This window comes from Paenibacillus pasadenensis DSM 19293, from assembly GCF_000422485.1.
Taxonomy (GTDB): domain Bacteria; phylum Bacillota; class Bacilli; order Paenibacillales; family Paenibacillaceae; genus Paenibacillus_O; species Paenibacillus_O pasadenensis.
The window spans coordinates 54,510-71,971 of sequence record NZ_KE383857.1; the positions used below are offsets into that span (position 1 = coordinate 54,510).

A 17,462-nucleotide genomic window follows, 5' to 3' on the forward strand; every position below is an offset into this window, starting at 1 on the left:
TAGGGCCGCTTGGCGGCCGGGGCGCACAGGGAGGCTACGCAAGTGAGCACGTGGAAAGGGGCCGTCAGGCTGGCCCGATACGAATGGAGCCTGGCCGGACACGGATCCTGGTTCAACCTGATCCTGGTGCTGTACTTCACGCTGATGACCATTCCGCTGCTCGGCGATGTGACCGAGCCGCAGGCGAGGGACGGCGCCTGGTACCCGGGCGGCGCGGCCAATTTCATCATGCTGGCGCTTCTGCCTTGCTTCGGCTTTTTCCTGAACCGGGCGACGCTGGGCGGATGGCGGCTGAACTATATGTCCGGCAAGCTCGCCGCATGGAGGCAGCTGCCGATCACCGGCAGCCAGATCGCGGCCGGCCGGCTGCTGACGATGCTGTCGCTGCTCGTGCCGTCGCTGCTGCTGCTGCTGGTCCTTCAATACGCGATGGTGCTGAGGCATGAGGTCGATCCAGCCGGGATGGCGCTCTACTCGCTGTTCTGGATCGGCTATGCGGCGGCGGGAGGGAGCCTGTACGCCTGGATGGAGATCGTGATGGACGGCAAGCGCTACCTGTTCTTCTGCTCCGTCGTCACGGTCGTCCTCATCGGCGTCGGCGTGGTCCTCTCCGTGAGCGGCTTCGAGATCATGCGCTGGGCGCTGGAGCAGGCCGCGGCCGGCCGCTGGCTGCCGATGCTGGCGACGGCAGCCGCGGGAGCGGCGGTCACGCTCGTCGTCCAGCGGCTGATGGCGCGCTCGATCGGCAGGCGCAGCCTGCACGCCTGAGGGCGATAACGAACGAAACGAGGTGCGGCCGTGCGGCTTCCCATCCAAATCAACGACAACAGCGCGGAACCGCTGTATCATCAGATCGAATCGCAGCTGCGGGCGCTCATCGTCAGCGGGCAGCTGACCGAAAATACGCTGCTCCCGTCCAATCGGGAGCTGGCCCAGTCGCTCGGCTGCAGCCTCATCACGATCCGGCGGGTGTATCAGGATCTCGAGGCCGAGGGGCTGCTGCGCTCTCGCCAGGGCAGCGGCACCTTTGTCGCCAAGGTCGATTCCGAGGCGGGCACGAGGCAGCTGCGGCAATCGGCCGAGGAAGCGATCCGCGCGGCCGTCGACGCCGGACTGGCCGCCGGGCTGGAGCGGGCGGAGCTGGAGCGGCTGTTCGCCGTCGAGCTGGACCGGCGCTGCGGACCGAAGACAGGCGATAGGCAGGACCCATCATGACGGAGAAGGGAGAGGCTGGCATGCGGGAGATGAACACGGAAGCGAGAGCCGCCGAGCGGGAAACGGCGGGAGCGGCGGTATGGCTCCACGGGGCGGTCCAGCTGCGCAAGGCGTTCCGGCTCGGGCCGCTGAACCTGGAAGCGCCGGTCGGCTGCGTCACCGCGATCGTCGGCCCGAACGGCAGCGGCAAGAGCTCGACGTTCCGGCTGCTGCTCGGCCTGACGGCGGCGGACGAGGGGGAGATCCGCCTGCTCGGAGAGCGCGTCGGCGATGGCCTCGACGATACGGAGCTCAAGCGGCGGATGGCCTATGTGCCGGAGGAGGACAGCAAGATCGAAGCCTCGCTCCGCGGCACGAGCCAGGCGGAGTTCGTCTCCGCCTGGTACCCGGCCTGGAATCAAGGCGAGTTCGAGCGGCTGCTGCGGGAATTCGAGGTGGAGCCGTCCAAGCGGCTCGGCAAGATGTCCAAGGGCATGCGGCGCAAGTTCGAGCTGGCGCTGGCGCTCGCCCGCGAGCCGGAGCTGCTGCTGCTCGACGAGCCTTCCTCGGGGCTCGATCCGCTGTCCTGGCGCAAGCTGGTCGGCGAGCTGCACCGCTATATGGAGCGGGGGCGGCATACGATCCTGATGGCCACGCATATTCTGGACGAGGTCAAGCGGCTGGCCGACTACATCGCGATCATGGCGGACGGCCGGATCATCGGCGTGTACGAGAAGGATGAGCTGCTCTCCTCCTGGCACCGGTTCTACGTCGGTCCGGGACTCGGGGGCGCCGTGTCGGAAGGCGATGTCGCCGACCTGCCCGGCCTTGTCCGGGCCGAGGAGTCGGGAGGCGGCACCTGCCGGGTCGTGACGAGCCGGGCCTGGGAGGCGGAAGGCTGGTGCCGGGAGCGAGGGCTGCCGATCACCGGCCAGCGCGCCCTCGAGCTCGACGAGATCATGGAGCAGCTGATCCGGCAGGCGCGATGAGCTTTTTTTACCAACGAATGGGGGAATGCGAACGATGAAGCCGCTAGTAGTCGACCAGGTCGTCAAGCAGTACGGAGACAAGACCGCCGTGAACGGCATCAGCCTGGAGGTGGACCGCGGGGAGATCTACGGCTTGCTCGGTGCGAACGGCGCCGGCAAGACGACGACGATGCGCATGGTGCTCGGACTGATCTTCCCGGACGAAGGAAAGATCCTGTACGACGGCAAGCCTTACTCCAAGGAGCAGCTGCGCCGCATCGGCTACCTGCCGGAGGAGCGGGGCCTCTACCCGAAGGTGAAGGTGAGCGACCAGCTCGTCTATCTCGCCCGCCTCAAGGGCATGTCGGCGGCCGACGCCGACAGGAGCCTCAAGCAGTGGCTGGAGCGCTTCGGCGTGCCGGAGTATTACGGCAAGCGGGTGGAGGAGCTGTCCAAGGGCAACCAGCAGAAGATCCAGTTCATCGCGACGATCATCCACCAGCCGCAGCTGCTCATCCTCGACGAGGCGTTCAGCGGCCTCGACCCCGTCAACGTCGAGCTGCTCAAGGCGACGGTCAAGGAGCTGCGCGACAACGGCTCGACGATCCTGTTCTCGACGCACCGCATGGAGCATGTCGAGGAGCTGTGCCGCCAGATCACGATCCTGCGGTACGGCAATGAGGTGCTGGGGGGCAGCCTCAAGGAGATCAAGGGCCGCTTCCCGCGAGAAAAGGTGCGGCTTGCCGCCGACGGCGACATCGACGGACTGGAGCGGCTGCCGGGCGTGCTCGGCGTAAAGGCGCTCGAGCAGGGAGGCTGGGAGATCCGGATCGCCGACGAGGCGTCCGGCAGGGGCATCCTGCGCCATGCGATGGCGCAGGCGGAAGTGAGCCGGTTCGAGATCCTCGAGCCGACGCTCAACGAAATCTTCATCAAGACGGTAGGTGAGACGCATGAATGATTTCCTGAACGTAACCGGATTCACGTTCCGCAACAAGACGAGAGGCAAGGCGTTCATCGTTACGACGATCATCCTCGTCGCCATCCTCTCGCTCGTCATCAACCTGCCCTACATCATCTCCTTGTTCAAAGGAGAGGGCGGCTCCAGCGCCAAGCAGGTCGGCTACGCGTCCGTTCAGGCCGAAGCGGCGGAGAGCCGCGTCACGCCGACGCTCGTCGGCGGCTGGCTGGAGGAGTATTTCGCTTCCCAGCCGGAGGAGGCGCGCAGCCTCGCGATGGTGCCGATCGACGCCTCCGGCGATGCGGCCGCGGATGAAGCCGCGCTGAAGGCTGCGATCGCGGACGGCCGCATCGACGGCTATATCCAGCTCCAGCCGAACGCGGACACGGGCTTTTACGACGCCGTCTACAAGTCCGAGAAGATGATGGACGGCTCTTCCGCCGAGGAGCTGCGGGCCGGACTGCAGCTCGTCAAGGCGAACGCCGCCGGCCTGACGCCCGAGCAGAAGCAGCTGCTCTACTCGCCGGTCGACGTCAAGTCGGTGCAGATTAACGCCGGCACCGGCGAGGAGGACGGACGCTCCGCTACCCAGCAGGGCATCAACATGGGCCTCGTCTACGCGATCCTGTTCCTGCTGTTCATGTCGATCATGGCGACGGGACAGATCATCGCCAGCGAGGTGACGACGGAGAAGAGCTCGCGCATCATGGAGGTGCTCATCACGAGCGTATCGCCGCTGAACAGCATGTTCGGCAAAATCTTCGGCATGTTCCTCGTCGGCCTGCTGCAGATCGCGATCTACGTGCTGGCCGTCTTCGTCAACGTCAGCCTGCCGACGAACAAGGGAGCGCTCGGGGACATGAACATCCATCTGTCCGAGGTCAGCCCTGACCTGCTGATCGTGGCGCTGCTGTTCTACCTGACCGGCTATTTCCTGTACGCGACGCTGTACGCGGCCGTCGGCTCGCTCGTCAGCCGCACCGAGGATCTCGGCCAGGCGGTCATGCCGCTCACGTTCCTGTCGCTCGGCGGCTTCTACCTTGGCATGTTCAACCTGGCCGCTCCAGACAGCATGCTGGTGAAGATCACCTCGTTCATCCCGTTCTTCTCGCCGTACGTCATGGTGCTGCGCTCCGGCGTCGGCAGCGTCGAATACTGGGAGATCGGCCTCTCGCTGCTCATCATGCTCGTCAGCATCTACGTCTTTGGCTGGCTGTCGGCCAAGATCTACCGCACCGGCGTGCTGCTCTACGGCAAGCGCCCGAGCTTCAAGGAGCTGCGCAAGGCGATGAAGGCCTATAAAATCTGATCTCAAGGGGAGTAAATTCGTTGGAATTCGAATCGTTTTTTGAACAGCTTAGAGAATCCAATCCGCTGGTTCAATTTTTCGGGGTCATGGTCGTCGCGATGATTCCGTTTCTCGAGGGCTACTTCGCGGTCCCGCTCGGGATCGCCGTAGGCTTCCCGGCGCTGCTGACGATCGGCGCGGCCATCGTCGGCAACTGGGTGTCCGTGATGGCCGTCATCCTGGCCAGCGACCGGTTCCGCCAGTGGATGCAGGGGCGGAGCAAGTCGCAGCGGACGCAGGAAAAAGAAAACAAGCGCTGGCAGAAAGGCCAGAAGCTGTTTCATAAATACGGCGTGCCCGGAGTATCCCTCCTCGGGCCGCTGCTGATCGGCGATCATATCGCCGCTCTCATCTGCATCGCCTCCGGCGCGCCCAAGCGGTCCGTCGTCCTATGGCAGACCGTCGCCATCGTCGTGTGGGCGGTCGGGACGGGAGCCCTCGTCTTGCTCGGCATCAACGCCATCAACGCTTGAGGATATTTGGAACGCCATCTTTTATCGGACAGGAGAGAATGCCATGAAATTGATCGTTCCTATCGCTACGCTCGTGCTCGTCGTCGCCAGCCTGCTCGTCCATCGCCTCGGCACGCCGCTGAGCGACTTCTGGCAGGGCCTGATCACAGGCCTGGCCATCACGGGGCTGATCTACAGCCTGGCGGCGTTCTGGAAAAAGCCTGGCGCCAGACGCTAGAACAATCGCATGATGAAAAAGCCTCCCCTCCTGCCGGATGCAGGAGGCGGAGGCTTTTTGTTGCGGAGCCGGCGCCGCTCACCCCAGCTGCAGCCTGCGGTACTGGTGGGGCGTGATGCCGTACTCGTCCTTGAACAGCTTGATGAAATACTGCGGCTTCTTGTACCCGACCATCCGGGAGATGTCGGCGACATGCAGGCTCGATTCCTTCAGGAGGCGGGAAGCCTTCTCCAGCCGTCTCAGCGCGATATAGGCCGACAGGTTCTGGCCGGTCTCCTGCTTGTAAAGCTTGGACAGATAGACCGGATGCAGATGGACATGCTCGCCGAGCTCCTCCAGGCTCAGGCCGCAGGCCAGATGCTCGTCGACGTAGTCGCGGACCATCCGCACGACGTTCGCGTTGCAGTGCCGGCTGCTCTTTTCCGTCTCGCTCCTGTCGCGCACGATCGCTTGAAAGGCGAGCTGCGGATCGGGCAGCAGATCGAAGATCCATTCGGCGGCATCGGCCGTCCGGTCGGGCCCGCTGCCTGCATGCAGGCTCGCGATGATTTCCATGACGTAGATCTTTTGCTGCTTGGCCCCGTCGAGCTGGTCGTACCGCTTGCTCCACAGCTTCCCTCGCGGCTCCTTCTCGCCGATGCTCGGCAGGTCCTTGGAGATGCGCTCCACCTCGGCGAAGCTCACGTTCTCCTGGAGGAAGAACGAATAGAAGCGATGCCGGACTTGATGCGGATGGGCGAACGAGAACGGCTCGGAAAAAGCGAGCGATCCGATCCGTCCGGCCAGCGCCTCGGCCGCGGCATGAGGCATCGCTCCGGAGAGCGCGGACTCCGTCCTCCAGGCGAAGCGGTCGAATTTGCCCAGACGGTCCCGCACGGACGCCTCCTCCATGTCCGAAGGCTCCGGCAGCCTGAAGAAGCAGAACGGCTCCTCCCCGAGCAGGCGGAGGGCGGGCTCGTCCTCCCTCGCCATGCTTCGGCTCTCGGCGACGATCGACAGCAGGAAGCGCAAGCCGTCGAACCGCTCCCACACGAGCGGACGCGTCCGTTCGTGCTCGCGCACGGATTCGGTCGCATGCCGAACCGCTTTTTCCATGTCGTCCTTGTCGACCGGCTTGAGCAGATAGTCCAGGAGGCCGAGGCGGATCGCTTTCTGCGCGTAGTCGAACTGGGAGTATCCGGACAAAAAGATGACCTTCGTCTTCAGCTTGGAGCGGTCGATATGCTCCAGCAAGTCGATGCCCGATACCTCCGGCATCCGGATATCGGTAATGAGCAGGTCGATGCCGTTCCCGTCCAGCAGCTCCCTGGCTTCGATCGAATTCGTGCTCGTCTCCACGCGGTTGATGCCGAAGCTTTTCCAATCGAGCAGATGCTTCAAATACTCCACGACATAATGCCCGTCATCTACGATCAGTACCCGCATCTTATCCTCCTCCTTCCGTCGGCGAAGCGATCGTCATGAGCACGGACAGCCCGCCCCGGCTGTTGGCGACGAAGCGCAAGCCGCTCGACTCGCCGTACGTATTCTTCAATCGGCGGCTGACGTTCCACAGCCCGATGCCGCGATCTCCCTCCGGAGGCTCGCTGCGCTCGATCCGCTCCGCCAGCAGCTGGATCTCGGCCGGCTCGAGTCCCTTGCCGTCGTCGGAGACGGCGATGACGACGCCCCCTTCCTCGTCATGCCGGACCTGGATCGACACCTCGCAGGCGCCTTGCCGTCCTTCGATGCCGTGCTGGATCGCGTTCTCCACGAGCGGCTGGATCATCAGCGGCTTGACGGGCTGATCCGCCAGCTCGGGCGGCAGGTCGATCTCGTAGCGGATCTGCTTGCTGAGAGACATGATCGCCAGGTAGTGCTCCGCCAGCTGGAGCTCCGAAGCGAGGGAGGCCGGCCTTGTGTCCAGTCTCGTCATATACCGGTAATATTCGGCGAGGTGCTTGCTCATCCTAATAATGGCATCGGGAGACGAATGGGCGACCGACATGATGTAGAAGAGGCTGTTGTACAGGAAATGCGGATTGATCTGGGCCTGCAGCTGCTTGAACTCGGCCGTCCGCCTCAGCTCCGTCTCCGTCTCGAGGGAGGCGAACAGCCCCTGGATCTCTCCCATCATATGGTTGAAGCCGTTGAACAGGCTCGAGAATTCATTGTCGTTCTTGTGCGGGATCCGGGTATTGTAGTTCCCTTGCTCGACCAGCTGGAACTTTTTGCGCAGCAGATGGACATGCCGATAGAAATTGCGGTAGAACATCTGGATCACGAACAGTCCGAGCAAGACGACGGCCGCGATGCTGAGCAGAAAGGCCTGCCGGTTGCGGTCGAGCGGGAGCAGGAAATCGCTCATGCGCGTGTAGGTGACGAGATAGGTGTCGATCTGCGCGATGTATTGGGCGAGGATGTAGAAGTCGCCTTCGCTCGACTTGTAGTCGAACTTCCGAATCTCGCCGTCTTGGATGCCGTCTCCGATGCCTTCGACGAGCAGCTCCGGCATGGCGGCGGCGATTTGCTCATCCACCTTCCGGTTGCTCCACAGCTCCTTTCCGTTCACGACATAAAAGGCATTCGAGCTGGCGGCATCGCTGACCGCTTTGCCGAGCAGGCTTCGGAGGTAGTCCGTCTTCAGCTGGACGCCGACGATATACGGTTCAGGAAACGCTCCGGCATCCGTCTGGATATAAGGATATTTGGCGAAATAGTACAGGCTGCCGCCGACCGTCTGCCACCCTTTGGCATGGACCTTTTGGTAGATCTGGCTGGCGAGCAAGTCATGGCTTGTCGTAATGAAGGTGCCGTCGGATGGCCAATAGATGCCGATGGACTCGACGACATGGCTGGAGATGAGGATGTCCTCCAGGCGGCGCAGAATCTCGTTTTTCTTCATCTGATAGTCATAATTGCCGAGCTCTCGCCGCTGCTGCGGATAGAAGCGGACGTCGATGTCGGAGACGAAGCGGGTTCCATACAGGGCGGCTTCCGAAATGATGCCGTCCAGAATTTCGTCCGCATACTCCATCTGGTTTTTGGACGAATGGATCAGGCTCGACTCGACCGTGCGGGAGCTGAGCTGGTTCATGACGATGAACAGGGCGAGCGTAAGCAGGAAATAAATGATGAAGAAATAGATGAACTGCTTCATCGTGACTTTTCTTCTCATGGTAGCGTTCCTTTCCGCGGCGCAGAGCTAGATCGGTTCCGTTCCCTTTATCATAAGCTCGATTTCCAAAAAGAAAAAGCCGTTTCCAGCAATTGATGAAAGCGCTCTTAAAATGATTCAGATTATAGCCATGATGTTGAAATCGGGACATTTCGAAGTGAAAGCGCTTTTGCTAAGATGATTGCAGAAACCGGTTACATGAGGAGGGGATGACCATCGACAGCGCGACGCAACCCGTGCCCGGCACGACGAAAAAGGTCCGCTCCGTCAGGAGCAGCAAGAAGCCATGGAGCAAGGAAATCCGAGCCAGCTGGCCGCTTTACTTGATGTGCCTGCCCGCATTAGTCTTTGTGCTTACCTTTGCCTACGGTCCGATGGTCGGCTTGATCATGGCCTTTCAGGACTACAAGCCGTGGCTCGGCCTCACAGGATCGAGCTGGATCGGGCTGGAGAACTTCCGCAGGATCTTCCAGTACGAAGAGGCCTCTCAGGCCATCTATAATACGCTGATCATCGCGGTGTCCAAAATCTCGGTCGGCATCGTCGTTCCGATCGTGACGGCCATCCTGCTCAGCGAGATCCGGAGCATGGGGCTCAAGAAGAGCATCCAGACGCTCGTCTACTTGCCGCATTTCCTGTCCTGGGTGACGGTGGCCGGCATGATGATCGACATCCTGGGCTTGGAAGGCGGCATCAACCACATCCTGACAAGCGTTTTCGGATCCGAGCCGATCTATTTCCTCGGCGATCCGTCTCTGTTCCGGCCGACGGTCGTCCTGAGCGACCTGTGGAAAAACTTCGGGTTCGGCATGATCGTCTATCTCGCCACCATTGCCGGAATCGATCCCTCTTATTATGAAGCGGCCGAGATCGACGGCGCGACGAGGCGCCAGCAGATCTGGCATGTGACGCTGCCGTCGATGCTGCCGATGATCATCGTCATCGCCACGCTGAGCCTGGGAGGCATCCTGGACGCGGGCTTCGACCAGATCTTCAACCTGTACAATCCGCTTGTGTACAGCACCGGGGACATCATCGACACCTACGTCTACCGCTCCTCGCTGCTGAACGGACAATACGGCTTCGGCACGGCGGTCGGATTGTTCAAGTCCGTCATCAGCCTCATCCTGATCGTCCTATCGTACCGCTTCGCCTACAAGTTCGCCAACTACAGGATCTTTTAAAAAGGAGGGTGCGAATTGTACCATAAAACGACGGGATACAAGGTATTCTCGATCTTCAATCATCTCCTTCTCATCGTGATCGCACTGTCTTGCTTCTTGCCGCTCCTCCATTTGTTGGCCCAGTCATTCAGCAGTAAAGCGGCCATCAACGGGAATATGGTTTCGTTCTGGCCCGTGTCCTTCCAGATCGACGCCTACGTCAAGACGTTCAACAACTCCAATTTCACCGGCTCGATGATGATCTCGATCATCCGGACGATTCTGGGCACCGCGATCAGCATGGCCATCTTGACGACGGCCGGCTACGCGCTGTCCAAGGAGTTCCGCGGCAGGAACGCGCTGATGTGGATCTTCGTCTTCACGATGCTCTTCTCCGGCGGCCTGATCCCGTCGTATCTGCTCGTGACCGGCCTCGGCATGAAGGATACGATCTGGGCGCTCGTGCTGCCGGGAGCGTTCGGAGCGTACAACCTGATCCTGCTCATGAACTTCTTCCGCACGATTCCGAAGGCGCTCGAGGAAGCGGCGTTCATCGACGGAGCCTCCTTCTTCGTGATCTTCCGAAGCGTCTATCTGCCGCTGTCCCTGCCCGGACTGGCGACGGTCGCGCTGTTCATCATGGTGGGCCACTGGAACTCCTGGTTCGACGGCCTCCTCTACATGTCCGACACCTCGCGGTATCCGCTGGCGTCGTTCCTGCAGACGGTCGTCGTCCAGAACACGATGCAGAACCTGGCGATGAGCCAGGCGGAAGTCGACGCGATGGCCGAGCAGAGCATCAAGGCGGCGCAGATCTTCATCAGCACGCTGCCGATCATCCTGGTGTATCCGTTCCTCCAGCGGTATTTTGTCAAAGGGATCGTGCTGGGCGCGGTAAAAGAATAGCGGCTTCAATGACTCAACCCATATAAAGCAAACAACGAAAAGGGGACAGAACGATGAAAAAAGCCAGCTCGATTCTGATGACGGCCCTTCTGTCGGCAGGCCTCCTCGCCGGCTGCAGCGGCGGCGACCAGCCTTCCTCCGAAAAGGGAAGCACCCTGAAAGACGGCAAGTTCGATCCTCCGATTACATTGAAGATCGCCAAGCAGCAGGACGAGAACGCAGGCAAGTACCTGCCGGGCGAAAGCCTGAACGACAACGTGCTGACTCGCTGGGGAGTCGAGAAGCTCGGCATCAAGGTCGAGACGACGCTGCTCGGCGGAGACGGGGCTCAATACAACAACAAGCTGCGGCTGGCTCTGACCGGCTCCGAGCAGCTGCCGGACATCATCCCGGTCTACGATACGATGCTGGCCAACGACCTGATCCAGTCGGGACGCGTGAAGGAAATCACGGAGGACATCAAGTCCTACATGCCGGAGCGGCTGAAAAAGATCTACAAGGAATATCCGATGACGTTCAATCCGGTCATCCGGGACGGCAAGGTGTACGGCATGGCAATCGCGCCCAACCTGACCGAAGGCGAAGTCATGCTGATCCGCCAAGACTGGCTGGACAACCTGAAGCTGAAGGCACCGACGACGATCGAGGAGTTCGAGCAGGTCATCGCCGCCTTTACGGACGGAGATCCGGACGGCAACGGCAAGAAAGACACGTACGGCTTCACGCTGTCCGGCAAGGATTCCTACAATACCGGCTGGGTCAGCGATCCGGTCATGATCTTCAGCGCCTTTACGGGCAAGAACATCCCGCGCCAGTGGCATGAGGACAGCAGCGGCAAGCTCGTCTACGGCTCGGTCGATCCGAGCAACAAGGAAGCGCTGGCCAAGCTGAGGGACTGGTACAGCAAGGGTTATTTGAAAAAGGAGCTGGCGACGAAAGGCGCTTGGGACGCGCTGGCCGACTTCACGGAAGGCAAGGCCGGCATCATCATAGGCCGTCCTTGGCTGTACGGCTCGGTCAAAGACGTGGAGAAGAACGTTCAAGGCGCCAAGATCGAGGCCTATCCGACGATCAACGGAATCGACGGAGGCAAGACGTACCAGTCGGGCCAGCTCAATGACGGCGTATTCATGTTCAACAAGGATTTCAACCAGATGGATGCCTTCTTCCTTTACTACGACAAGCTGTACGATGCGGCGTTCGGCACCGGAGACTTCGTGTACGGCTATGCCCAAGGATACGACTACGATATTGTGAACGGCGAGGTCACCTTCGATCCGCAGAAGTTCAACAAGCCGCTGGATGCGGTGCAGAGCGTCGGAAAGATGTCCTTCACGAAAAATATGCCGACCGCCGACGGTCCCGGCAAATCATTCTATGATCTCGCGCAAGGAGTGAAGCCGGACAACGGCGTTCTGATGAGATCGAACTCGAATGATGCGACGACTCAAAAAGGCTACGTCATCTCCTACGAGAACGCGGATGTGCTGCTGCCGAACGCGTTCAACGGGCCTCCGACGAAAACGATGCAAAGCACTTTGGAGCAGCTCAACACGATGGAGCAGGAGACCTATACGAAGATCATCTACAGCAAGGAGCCTCTCGAGGCGTTCGACACCTTCGTCAAGCAATGGTATGCGAAAGGCGGAGAGCAGATCACCAAGGAAGCGAACGAGTGGTACAGCGACGTCAAGAAAGTCGATACGATGGCTAATATGGGACTGAACTAGCGCTTAACGGAGGGGAAGCAAGCATGAGCCGAACGAAGATCATCCAAAACCAAAACGGTGCGCCGTGGCTGGACCAAGACGGGGAGCCGCTCCATGCGCATGGCGGAGGCATCCTGTACGACAACGGCTTCTATTATTTGTTCGGCGAGAACCGGACCGGCCGCCGCAAAGTGAGCTGCTACCGGTCCCGGACGCTGTCGGACTGGGAATGGCGAGGCGATGTCCTGACGCTGGATTCCGACGTCGAGCCGCTCTATTGCCGGTCCTCGCTCGACCTGAATCCGTATTCGACGGACATCGGGGCCAATATCGAAAGGCCGAAGGTGCTGTTCAACGCCAAGACGGGGCAATACGTCATGTGGATGCATTGGGAGAACGGCAACGACTATCGGGATGCCCGCTGCGCGGTCGCGACTTGCGACACGGTCGACGGCGACTATACGTATCGCGGCAGCTTCAATCCGATCGGCCACATGTCCCGGGACTGCACGCTGTTCCAAGACGACGACGGCACGGCTTACTTCCTGTCGGCGGCCAGGGAAAATGCGGATCTGCTCGTCTACCGGCTGTCGGACGACTACCTGGTCATCGACGAGCTCGTCAAGACGCTGTGGCCGGGCCAATACCGGGAGGCCCCGGCGGTGATGAAGCGCGACGGCGTCTACTTCATGACGACCTCGGCCTGCACGGGCTGGCATCCCAATCCCGGAGCCTATGCGTACGCGGACAGCCTGACCGGCCGCTGGTCGCCGCTGCTGCCGCTTGGCGACGCGACGACCTATGATACGCAGCCGACGTTCATCGTGCCGATACGCGGCACGGAGACGACCTCCTATCTCTACCTGGGAGACCGCTGGGATCCGACCGACTACCAGCAGTCCGGCTATGCGCTGCTTCTGCTGGAGTTCCCGGACGACCGGACGATGGAGATGCGCTGGGCGGATACGCTGGAGATCGATTTCGAGACGGGGCGGGTCGAGGCTGTCGTCCAAGAGCCGGAGGAGCAGCGGATCCGAATCCGCGACGTAGGCGAGCGGCTGTACCTCGCAGCGGACGGCGAAGCGGCGATCGTCACGAATCTCCATTATCAGGCTGACGAGCAGATCTGGGCGGTCGAGCCCGCCGCCGAGGGAAGCATGCGCCTTCGGAATGTCCGTACGGGACGCTACCTTGGAGCGGACTCCGAACAGAGGAAGGTCATGCTGGCCGCCGCCGAAGCGGCCGGCGAGCATGAATGGAGCCTGCTGCCGATCGACGAGGAGAGGGGCATGCTGATCCACCGGCAATCGGGACTGGCGCTGGCGATGGCGGAGGATCGCCAGAGCGGCGAGCTGATTCTGGCGGAAGGCAGCGAATTCAAGCATGACCGGAGGCTCGGTTCCGATCCGCGCTGGTTCCTGCTCGCGCCGGTCCGCGGCGGAGCAGCGGGCTAGCTAAAAGGAATGGCTGCCCCCTGAATCGGCTTTGGAGGCTTTTCAGCTCCAAGGACGGTTCAGGGGGTCTGTTTTGCAACCGTTTTTCACTGATTTCAGCCGGGTTTTTGGACCATGGGCATTGTAAAATGAAGATGCTGCGCGTCTTCTGTATGAGATGGCGAGTCTGCAGCGGGAAGGAGAATGGGCAGATGGGTTATGGCACATTGGCGCATACGGTCGGCCGGCTGCCGCTGCGCGAGCTGACCGGCAAGCTTGCCGGCCGGGGCATCGACTTCGTGCAGCTGGCGCTCTCCAAGGCGATTGCGGATATCGACACGAGCCCGGGCAAGCTCAGTCCGGCGCTTGCCAACCATATCGCGGAACAATTTGAGCGCGTCGGCGTGCGAATCGGAGTGCTGGGCTGCTACATCGATCCGATCCATCCCGATCCGGAGGCGCGCAGGCGCGAAATCGGGAGGTTCAAGGAGCATCTGCGGTTCGCCAGAGACTTCGGCGCGCCGATCGTGGCGACGGAGACGGCATCGCTCCAGACGTATGCGAGCCGGCGTCCGGACGATTACGAAGCGTTCGGCTGGAGCGTCCTCAAGGAGACGGTAGAGGAGCTGGCCGAGGAAGCGGAGCGCTGGGGAGTGACGATCGGGCTGGAGCCGGTCAGTTACCATACGCTGTCCAGCGCAGCCAAGATGGAGCGGCTGCTGGGCGAGGTGCCTTCGTCGACGCTTGGCGTCGTGTTCGATCCGGTCAACCTGCTGACTGTCAGCCTCATGGATGATCAGGAAGCGTTTCTCGACGAGGCGTTCGAGCGGTTCGGCAGCCGGATCGTGCTCGCGCATCTCAAGGATGCGGCTATCGTCGGCTCCGAGCTGCGCCACCTGCCTCCAGGCCAGGGACAGTTCGCGACGGAGCCGTTTCTCGCGCGGCTGCATGCGGCCAAGCCGCTCCTCGACCTGTCGTTGGAAGAAGTGGACGGAGACAGCCTGGACTCCGCGCTGGCCTGGGTACGCGGATTGCAGCAGCCGCGCTGACGGCGCTGCTCTGCGGCGAGCGCCGCCCGGGGAAGTATCGCGGGCTTGCAAGCCGCGTCACGTGATGAAGCCTCTGTTCCTGCCATGCGCAGAAGACGGAGGCTTTTCCATGCCGATCGGACGGCAGGCAAGTCGAATATACGGAAAAAATAAACCTGTTTTTCTTGAAAAAGGCAAAAAACGCCCTGTTTCCGTGAACCTTTCGATGCTACACTAAGGGCGAAAATAAATGATAGCGTTTACATTAAGAGGGGAGGCGAGAATGCAACCCGTCGGAACGCATAGCCGACGCCATCGCTATTTTAATGAAACAAGGAGGAGAAATTGATGAACTCATGGTACCGCAAGCCGCTGAAATGGGCTGTAATCGCCCTGTCCAGCGCTATCTTGGGCACGGCCTTGCTGACGAGCGCTCCCGCTCAGGCCGCCGCGGCCAGGCAGATGGAGAAGCTCGACCGCGGCCTGACGGCGGTCAAGATCAATGGAGGCGTGCTGGTGAGCTGGAGGCTGCTCGGCACAGACGCCGGCTCGGTCAGCTTCAATCTGTACCGCGGAAGCACGAAGGTGAACGCCAGTCCGATCACCTCCAAGACGAACTACCTCGATGCGGCCGGCACGACCTCTTCGAGCTACACGGTTCGCGCCATCGTCGGAGGCGTAGAGCAGGCGGCATCGCCGCCGGCGTCGGTGTGGGCGAACAACTACCTGGACGTGCCGCTCCAGATCCCTGCCGGGGGAACGACTCCGGACGGCGTCAGCTACACGTATCAGCCGAATGACGCGAGCGTCGGCGATCTGGACGGAGATGGAAGCTACGAGATCGTCGTGAAATGGGACCCGACCAATGCGAAGGACAATTCGCAAGGCGGCTATACCGGCAACGTGTATCTGGACGCCTACGAGCTGAACGGCACCCGCCTCTGGCGGATCAATCTCGGCAGGAACATCCGCGCTGGCGCGCATTATACGCAGTTCCTCGTCTATGACTTCAATGGAGACGGCAAGGCGGAGGTCGTCTGCAAGACAGCCGACGGCACGGTGGACGGCACAAATGTAACGATCGGAAGCGCCACAGCCGATCATCGCAACAGCGGCGGCTACATTTTGGCCGGGCCGGAATATTTGACCGTATTCGCAGGCAATACGGGAGCTGCGCTATCCACGGTCAGCTATGACCCGCCGCGCGGCAACGTGAGCGATTGGGGCGACGGCTACGGCAACCGGGTGGACCGCTTCCTCGCCGGCGTCGCCTACCTGGACGGAGTCCGGCCGAGCATCGTCATGGCCAGAGGCTATTACACCCGCGCCGTGCTGGTCGCCTACGACTGGCGCAACGGCGCCCTCACTAAGCGCTGGACGTTCGACAGCAACAGCTCGGCCAATGCGGGAACGGCCGGACAGGGCAATCATCAGCTGGCCGTCGCCGACGTCGACGGCGACAGCAAGGATGAGATCGTATACGGCGCGTTCGTCGTCGATGACAACGGAACGAAGCTGGTCAACACGAGCAGAGGGCATGGCGATGCGCTGCATGTCGGCGATCTCGATCCGTCCCGTCCCGGCCTCGAGGTGTTCAAGGTCAACGAAAGCTCGCCTTACGGCGCCTATTCCTACGATCCGAAAACGGGCTCGATCCTATGGAGCGTCACGGCCAGCGCGGATACCGGACGCGGCATGACGGCGGACATCGATCCGCGCTACTTGGGCGAGGAGATGTGGGCCACGAACGGGGTCGGCTTGCGGACGGCCAAAGGGGTCCTGATTACGAATTCGTCCCCAGCCTCGGTCAACTTCGGCATCTGGTGGGACGGCGATCTGCAGCGCGAGCTGCTGGATCATACGTGGAGCGGCAGCACGAGCACGGGCGTCGGCAAGATCGAGAAGTGGAACTACGCGACCTCGAGCGTGACCAATCTGCTGACCGCCTCCGGCACGCTGTCGAACAACCATACGAAGGGCACGCCGAGCCTGCAGGCCGATCTATTCGGCGACTGGCGGGAAGAAGTCATCTGGCGCAAGAGCGACAACTCGGCGCTGCGCATCTACACGACGCCGTACGAGACGAGCCATCGCTTCTATACGCTGATGCACGATCCGGTCTATCGGCTGTCGATCGCCTGGCAGAACGTCGCCTACAACCAGCCTCCCCATACGGGCTTCTACTTGGGAGAAGGGATGGCGGCTCAGCCCGTTCCCGACCTGTATACGCCATAAGCCATGACCAAAAAAGCATCCCGCGCCCGCCGCGGGATGCTTTTTTTGGTCAGCTCCGGCCTTGAGCCGGGAAGCGAAGCGGGTCCTTCCGGTGCTTTTTGCGATACTGCAGAGGCGTGCACTCGGTCTGCGCCTTGAACGTCTTGCCGAAGCGAGCCGGATCGCGAAAGCCGACCTTCTCGGCGATGAGGCTGACCTTCCAAGGCGTCTCGCGCAGCAGCTGCTGCGCCTTCATGATGCGGACCGTGGCGAGATAATCCCGATAGGTGAGCCGGACCGTCCGTTTGAACAGCTTGCTGAGATAAAACGGGCTGAAATGGAATTCCTTGGCGAGCAGCGACAGGGAAAGCGGCTGCGCGTAGTTTTCGTGAATATAGCGGACGACCCGAGCCAACCGCTCGTCGGCCGCCGGCGCGGAACCGAAGGCCGGCCTGCTTCTGCTGGCGCAGCCCAGCTCGTCCGATAGGCATTCGACATCTGCCATTCCTTGATTCCCTCCTTTCTTGTGCGGCGCTGCCAGTTTAGGCTGAAAAGCGTTTTTCTGCCAGAGAGAAAGCAGAGGAGTTCTTGTCGGAATCCGATTCGTTGCCGTCGCAGGCGCTCCGAAAGATGAAATTTAATGTCACTTGATCCGATATAACATGACATGCGGCATTCTCGAGGAGGTGGG

At 61.3% G+C, this 17,462-nt stretch carries 16 protein-coding genes; 13 read left to right on the top strand and 3 right to left on the bottom strand.

Features of this window, described 5'->3' with window-relative positions:
- Positions 1-42 precede the first annotated feature (42 nt).
- Genes H582_RS0122545 through H582_RS32260 form a run of 7 tightly spaced genes read left to right on the top strand, consistent with a single transcriptional unit; the run spans position 43 to position 5,161 of the window.
- Positions 43-768: a hypothetical protein gene (locus tag H582_RS0122545; RefSeq protein ID WP_028600341.1), complete on the top strand. Its 726-nt coding sequence runs from the start codon at positions 43-45 to the stop codon at positions 766-768.
- Between the two features lie 30 nt (positions 769-798).
- On the top strand, positions 799-1,215 hold the full coding sequence (locus tag H582_RS0122550; RefSeq protein WP_028600342.1) for a GntR family transcriptional regulator: 417 nt from the start codon (positions 799-801) through the stop codon (positions 1,213-1,215).
- Entirely contained in the window at positions 1,212-2,183 is a 972-nt protein-coding gene (locus tag H582_RS0122555) for an ABC transporter ATP-binding protein (RefSeq protein ID WP_240479062.1), read from the top strand. Before H582_RS0122550 ends, H582_RS0122555 begins: the two co-directional genes overlap by 4 nt.
- A gap of 34 nt (positions 2,184-2,217) precedes the next feature.
- The gene (locus H582_RS0122560; RefSeq protein ID WP_028600344.1) at positions 2,218-3,123 is read left to right on the top strand and encodes an ABC transporter ATP-binding protein; all 906 of its coding nucleotides are present in this window, start codon (positions 2,218-2,220) and stop codon (positions 3,121-3,123) included.
- Positions 3,116-4,432: an ABC transporter permease gene (locus tag H582_RS0122565; protein WP_028600345.1), complete on the top strand. Its 1,317-nt coding sequence runs from the start codon at positions 3,116-3,118 to the stop codon at positions 4,430-4,432. The genes H582_RS0122560 and H582_RS0122565 overlap by 8 nt, the downstream gene beginning before the upstream one ends.
- A 20-nt stretch (positions 4,433-4,452) precedes the next feature.
- A complete protein-coding gene (locus H582_RS0122570) occupies positions 4,453-4,944 on the top strand; it encodes a small multi-drug export protein (RefSeq protein WP_028600346.1) in 492 nt (163 codons plus the stop codon).
- A gap of 43 nt (positions 4,945-4,987) precedes the next feature.
- Positions 4,988-5,161, top strand: coding sequence for a hypothetical protein (locus tag H582_RS32260; RefSeq protein WP_153782959.1), 174 nt, complete (start codon positions 4,988-4,990; stop codon positions 5,159-5,161).
- 78 nt (positions 5,162-5,239) lie between these two features.
- Here the strand turns inward: H582_RS32260 and H582_RS0122580 are convergent, their stop codons facing one another.
- Both H582_RS0122580 and H582_RS0122585 read right to left on the bottom strand, forming a co-directional pair.
- Positions 5,240-6,586 (bottom strand): response regulator, encoded by a 1,347-nt coding sequence (locus H582_RS0122580; RefSeq protein ID WP_028600347.1) that lies wholly within the window; start codon positions 6,584-6,586, stop codon positions 5,240-5,242.
- A 1-nt stretch (position 6,587) separates the two neighbouring features.
- Positions 6,588-8,318 carry a sensor histidine kinase gene (locus H582_RS0122585; RefSeq protein WP_028600348.1) on the bottom strand — a complete coding sequence of 577 codons (1,731 nt, stop codon included), beginning with the start codon at positions 8,316-8,318 and terminating at the stop codon, positions 6,588-6,590.
- A 326-nt stretch (positions 8,319-8,644) separates the two neighbouring features.
- Here H582_RS0122585 and H582_RS0122590 point away from each other — a divergent pair, with 326 nt between their 5' ends.
- From H582_RS0122590 to H582_RS0122615, 6 genes are all read left to right on the top strand, one after another.
- On the top strand, positions 8,645-9,502 hold the full coding sequence (locus H582_RS0122590; RefSeq protein WP_052333572.1) for an ABC transporter permease: 858 nt from the start codon (positions 8,645-8,647) through the stop codon (positions 9,500-9,502).
- Between the two features lie 15 nt (positions 9,503-9,517).
- A complete protein-coding gene (locus H582_RS0122595) occupies positions 9,518-10,387 on the top strand; it encodes a carbohydrate ABC transporter permease (protein ID WP_028600350.1) in 870 nt (289 codons plus the stop codon).
- Positions 10,388-10,440: 53 nt separating this feature from the next.
- Complete coding sequence (locus tag H582_RS29155) at positions 10,441-12,117, top strand: type 2 periplasmic-binding domain-containing protein (RefSeq protein ID WP_043111814.1); 1,677 nt, start codon at positions 10,441-10,443, stop codon at positions 12,115-12,117.
- Positions 12,118-12,140: 23 nt separating this feature from the next.
- A complete protein-coding gene (locus H582_RS29160; RefSeq protein ID WP_052333561.1) occupies positions 12,141-13,550 on the top strand; it encodes a family 43 glycosylhydrolase in 1,410 nt (469 codons plus the stop codon).
- 191 nt (positions 13,551-13,741) lie between these two features.
- On the top strand, positions 13,742-14,578 hold the full coding sequence (locus tag H582_RS0122610; protein ID WP_028600351.1) for a sugar phosphate isomerase/epimerase family protein: 837 nt from the start codon (positions 13,742-13,744) through the stop codon (positions 14,576-14,578).
- A gap of 327 nt (positions 14,579-14,905) precedes the next feature.
- Positions 14,906-16,792 (top strand): rhamnogalacturonan lyase, encoded by a 1,887-nt coding sequence (locus H582_RS0122615; protein WP_028600352.1) that lies wholly within the window; start codon positions 14,906-14,908, stop codon positions 16,790-16,792.
- 49 nt (positions 16,793-16,841) lie between these two features.
- On the opposite strand, the gene H582_RS29165 is transcribed toward H582_RS0122615, so the two are convergent.
- Complete coding sequence (locus H582_RS29165) at positions 16,842-17,276, bottom strand: helix-turn-helix domain-containing protein (RefSeq protein ID WP_052333562.1); 435 nt, start codon at positions 17,274-17,276, stop codon at positions 16,842-16,844.
- Positions 17,277-17,462: the final 186 nt, after the last annotated feature.

Coding starts and splice junctions, on each gene's coding strand:
- H582_RS0122615 (WP_028600352.1), top strand. CDS start 14,906: ATGAACTCATGGTACCGCAAGCCGCTGAAATGGGCTGTAATCGCCCTG.
- H582_RS0122590 (WP_052333572.1), top strand. CDS start 8,645: ATGTGCCTGCCCGCATTAGTCTTTGTGCTTACCTTTGCCTACGGTCCG.
- H582_RS32260 (WP_153782959.1), top strand. CDS start 4,988: ATGAAATTGATCGTTCCTATCGCTACGCTCGTGCTCGTCGTCGCCAGC.
- H582_RS29165 (WP_052333562.1), bottom strand. CDS start 17,276: ATGGCAGATGTCGAATGCCTATCGGACGAGCTGGGCTGCGCCAGCAGA.
- H582_RS29155 (WP_043111814.1), top strand. CDS start 10,441: ATGAAAAAAGCCAGCTCGATTCTGATGACGGCCCTTCTGTCGGCAGGC.
- H582_RS0122560 (WP_028600344.1), top strand. CDS start 2,218: ATGAAGCCGCTAGTAGTCGACCAGGTCGTCAAGCAGTACGGAGACAAG.
- H582_RS0122580 (WP_028600347.1), bottom strand. CDS start 6,586: ATGCGGGTACTGATCGTAGATGACGGGCATTATGTCGTGGAGTATTTG.
- H582_RS0122585 (WP_028600348.1), bottom strand. CDS start 8,318: ATGAGAAGAAAAGTCACGATGAAGCAGTTCATCTATTTCTTCATCATT.
- H582_RS0122610 (WP_028600351.1), top strand. CDS start 13,742: ATGGGTTATGGCACATTGGCGCATACGGTCGGCCGGCTGCCGCTGCGC.
- H582_RS0122565 (WP_028600345.1), top strand. CDS start 3,116: ATGAATGATTTCCTGAACGTAACCGGATTCACGTTCCGCAACAAGACG.
- H582_RS0122555 (WP_240479062.1), top strand. CDS start 1,212: ATGACGGAGAAGGGAGAGGCTGGCATGCGGGAGATGAACACGGAAGCG.
- H582_RS29160 (WP_052333561.1), top strand. CDS start 12,141: ATGAGCCGAACGAAGATCATCCAAAACCAAAACGGTGCGCCGTGGCTG.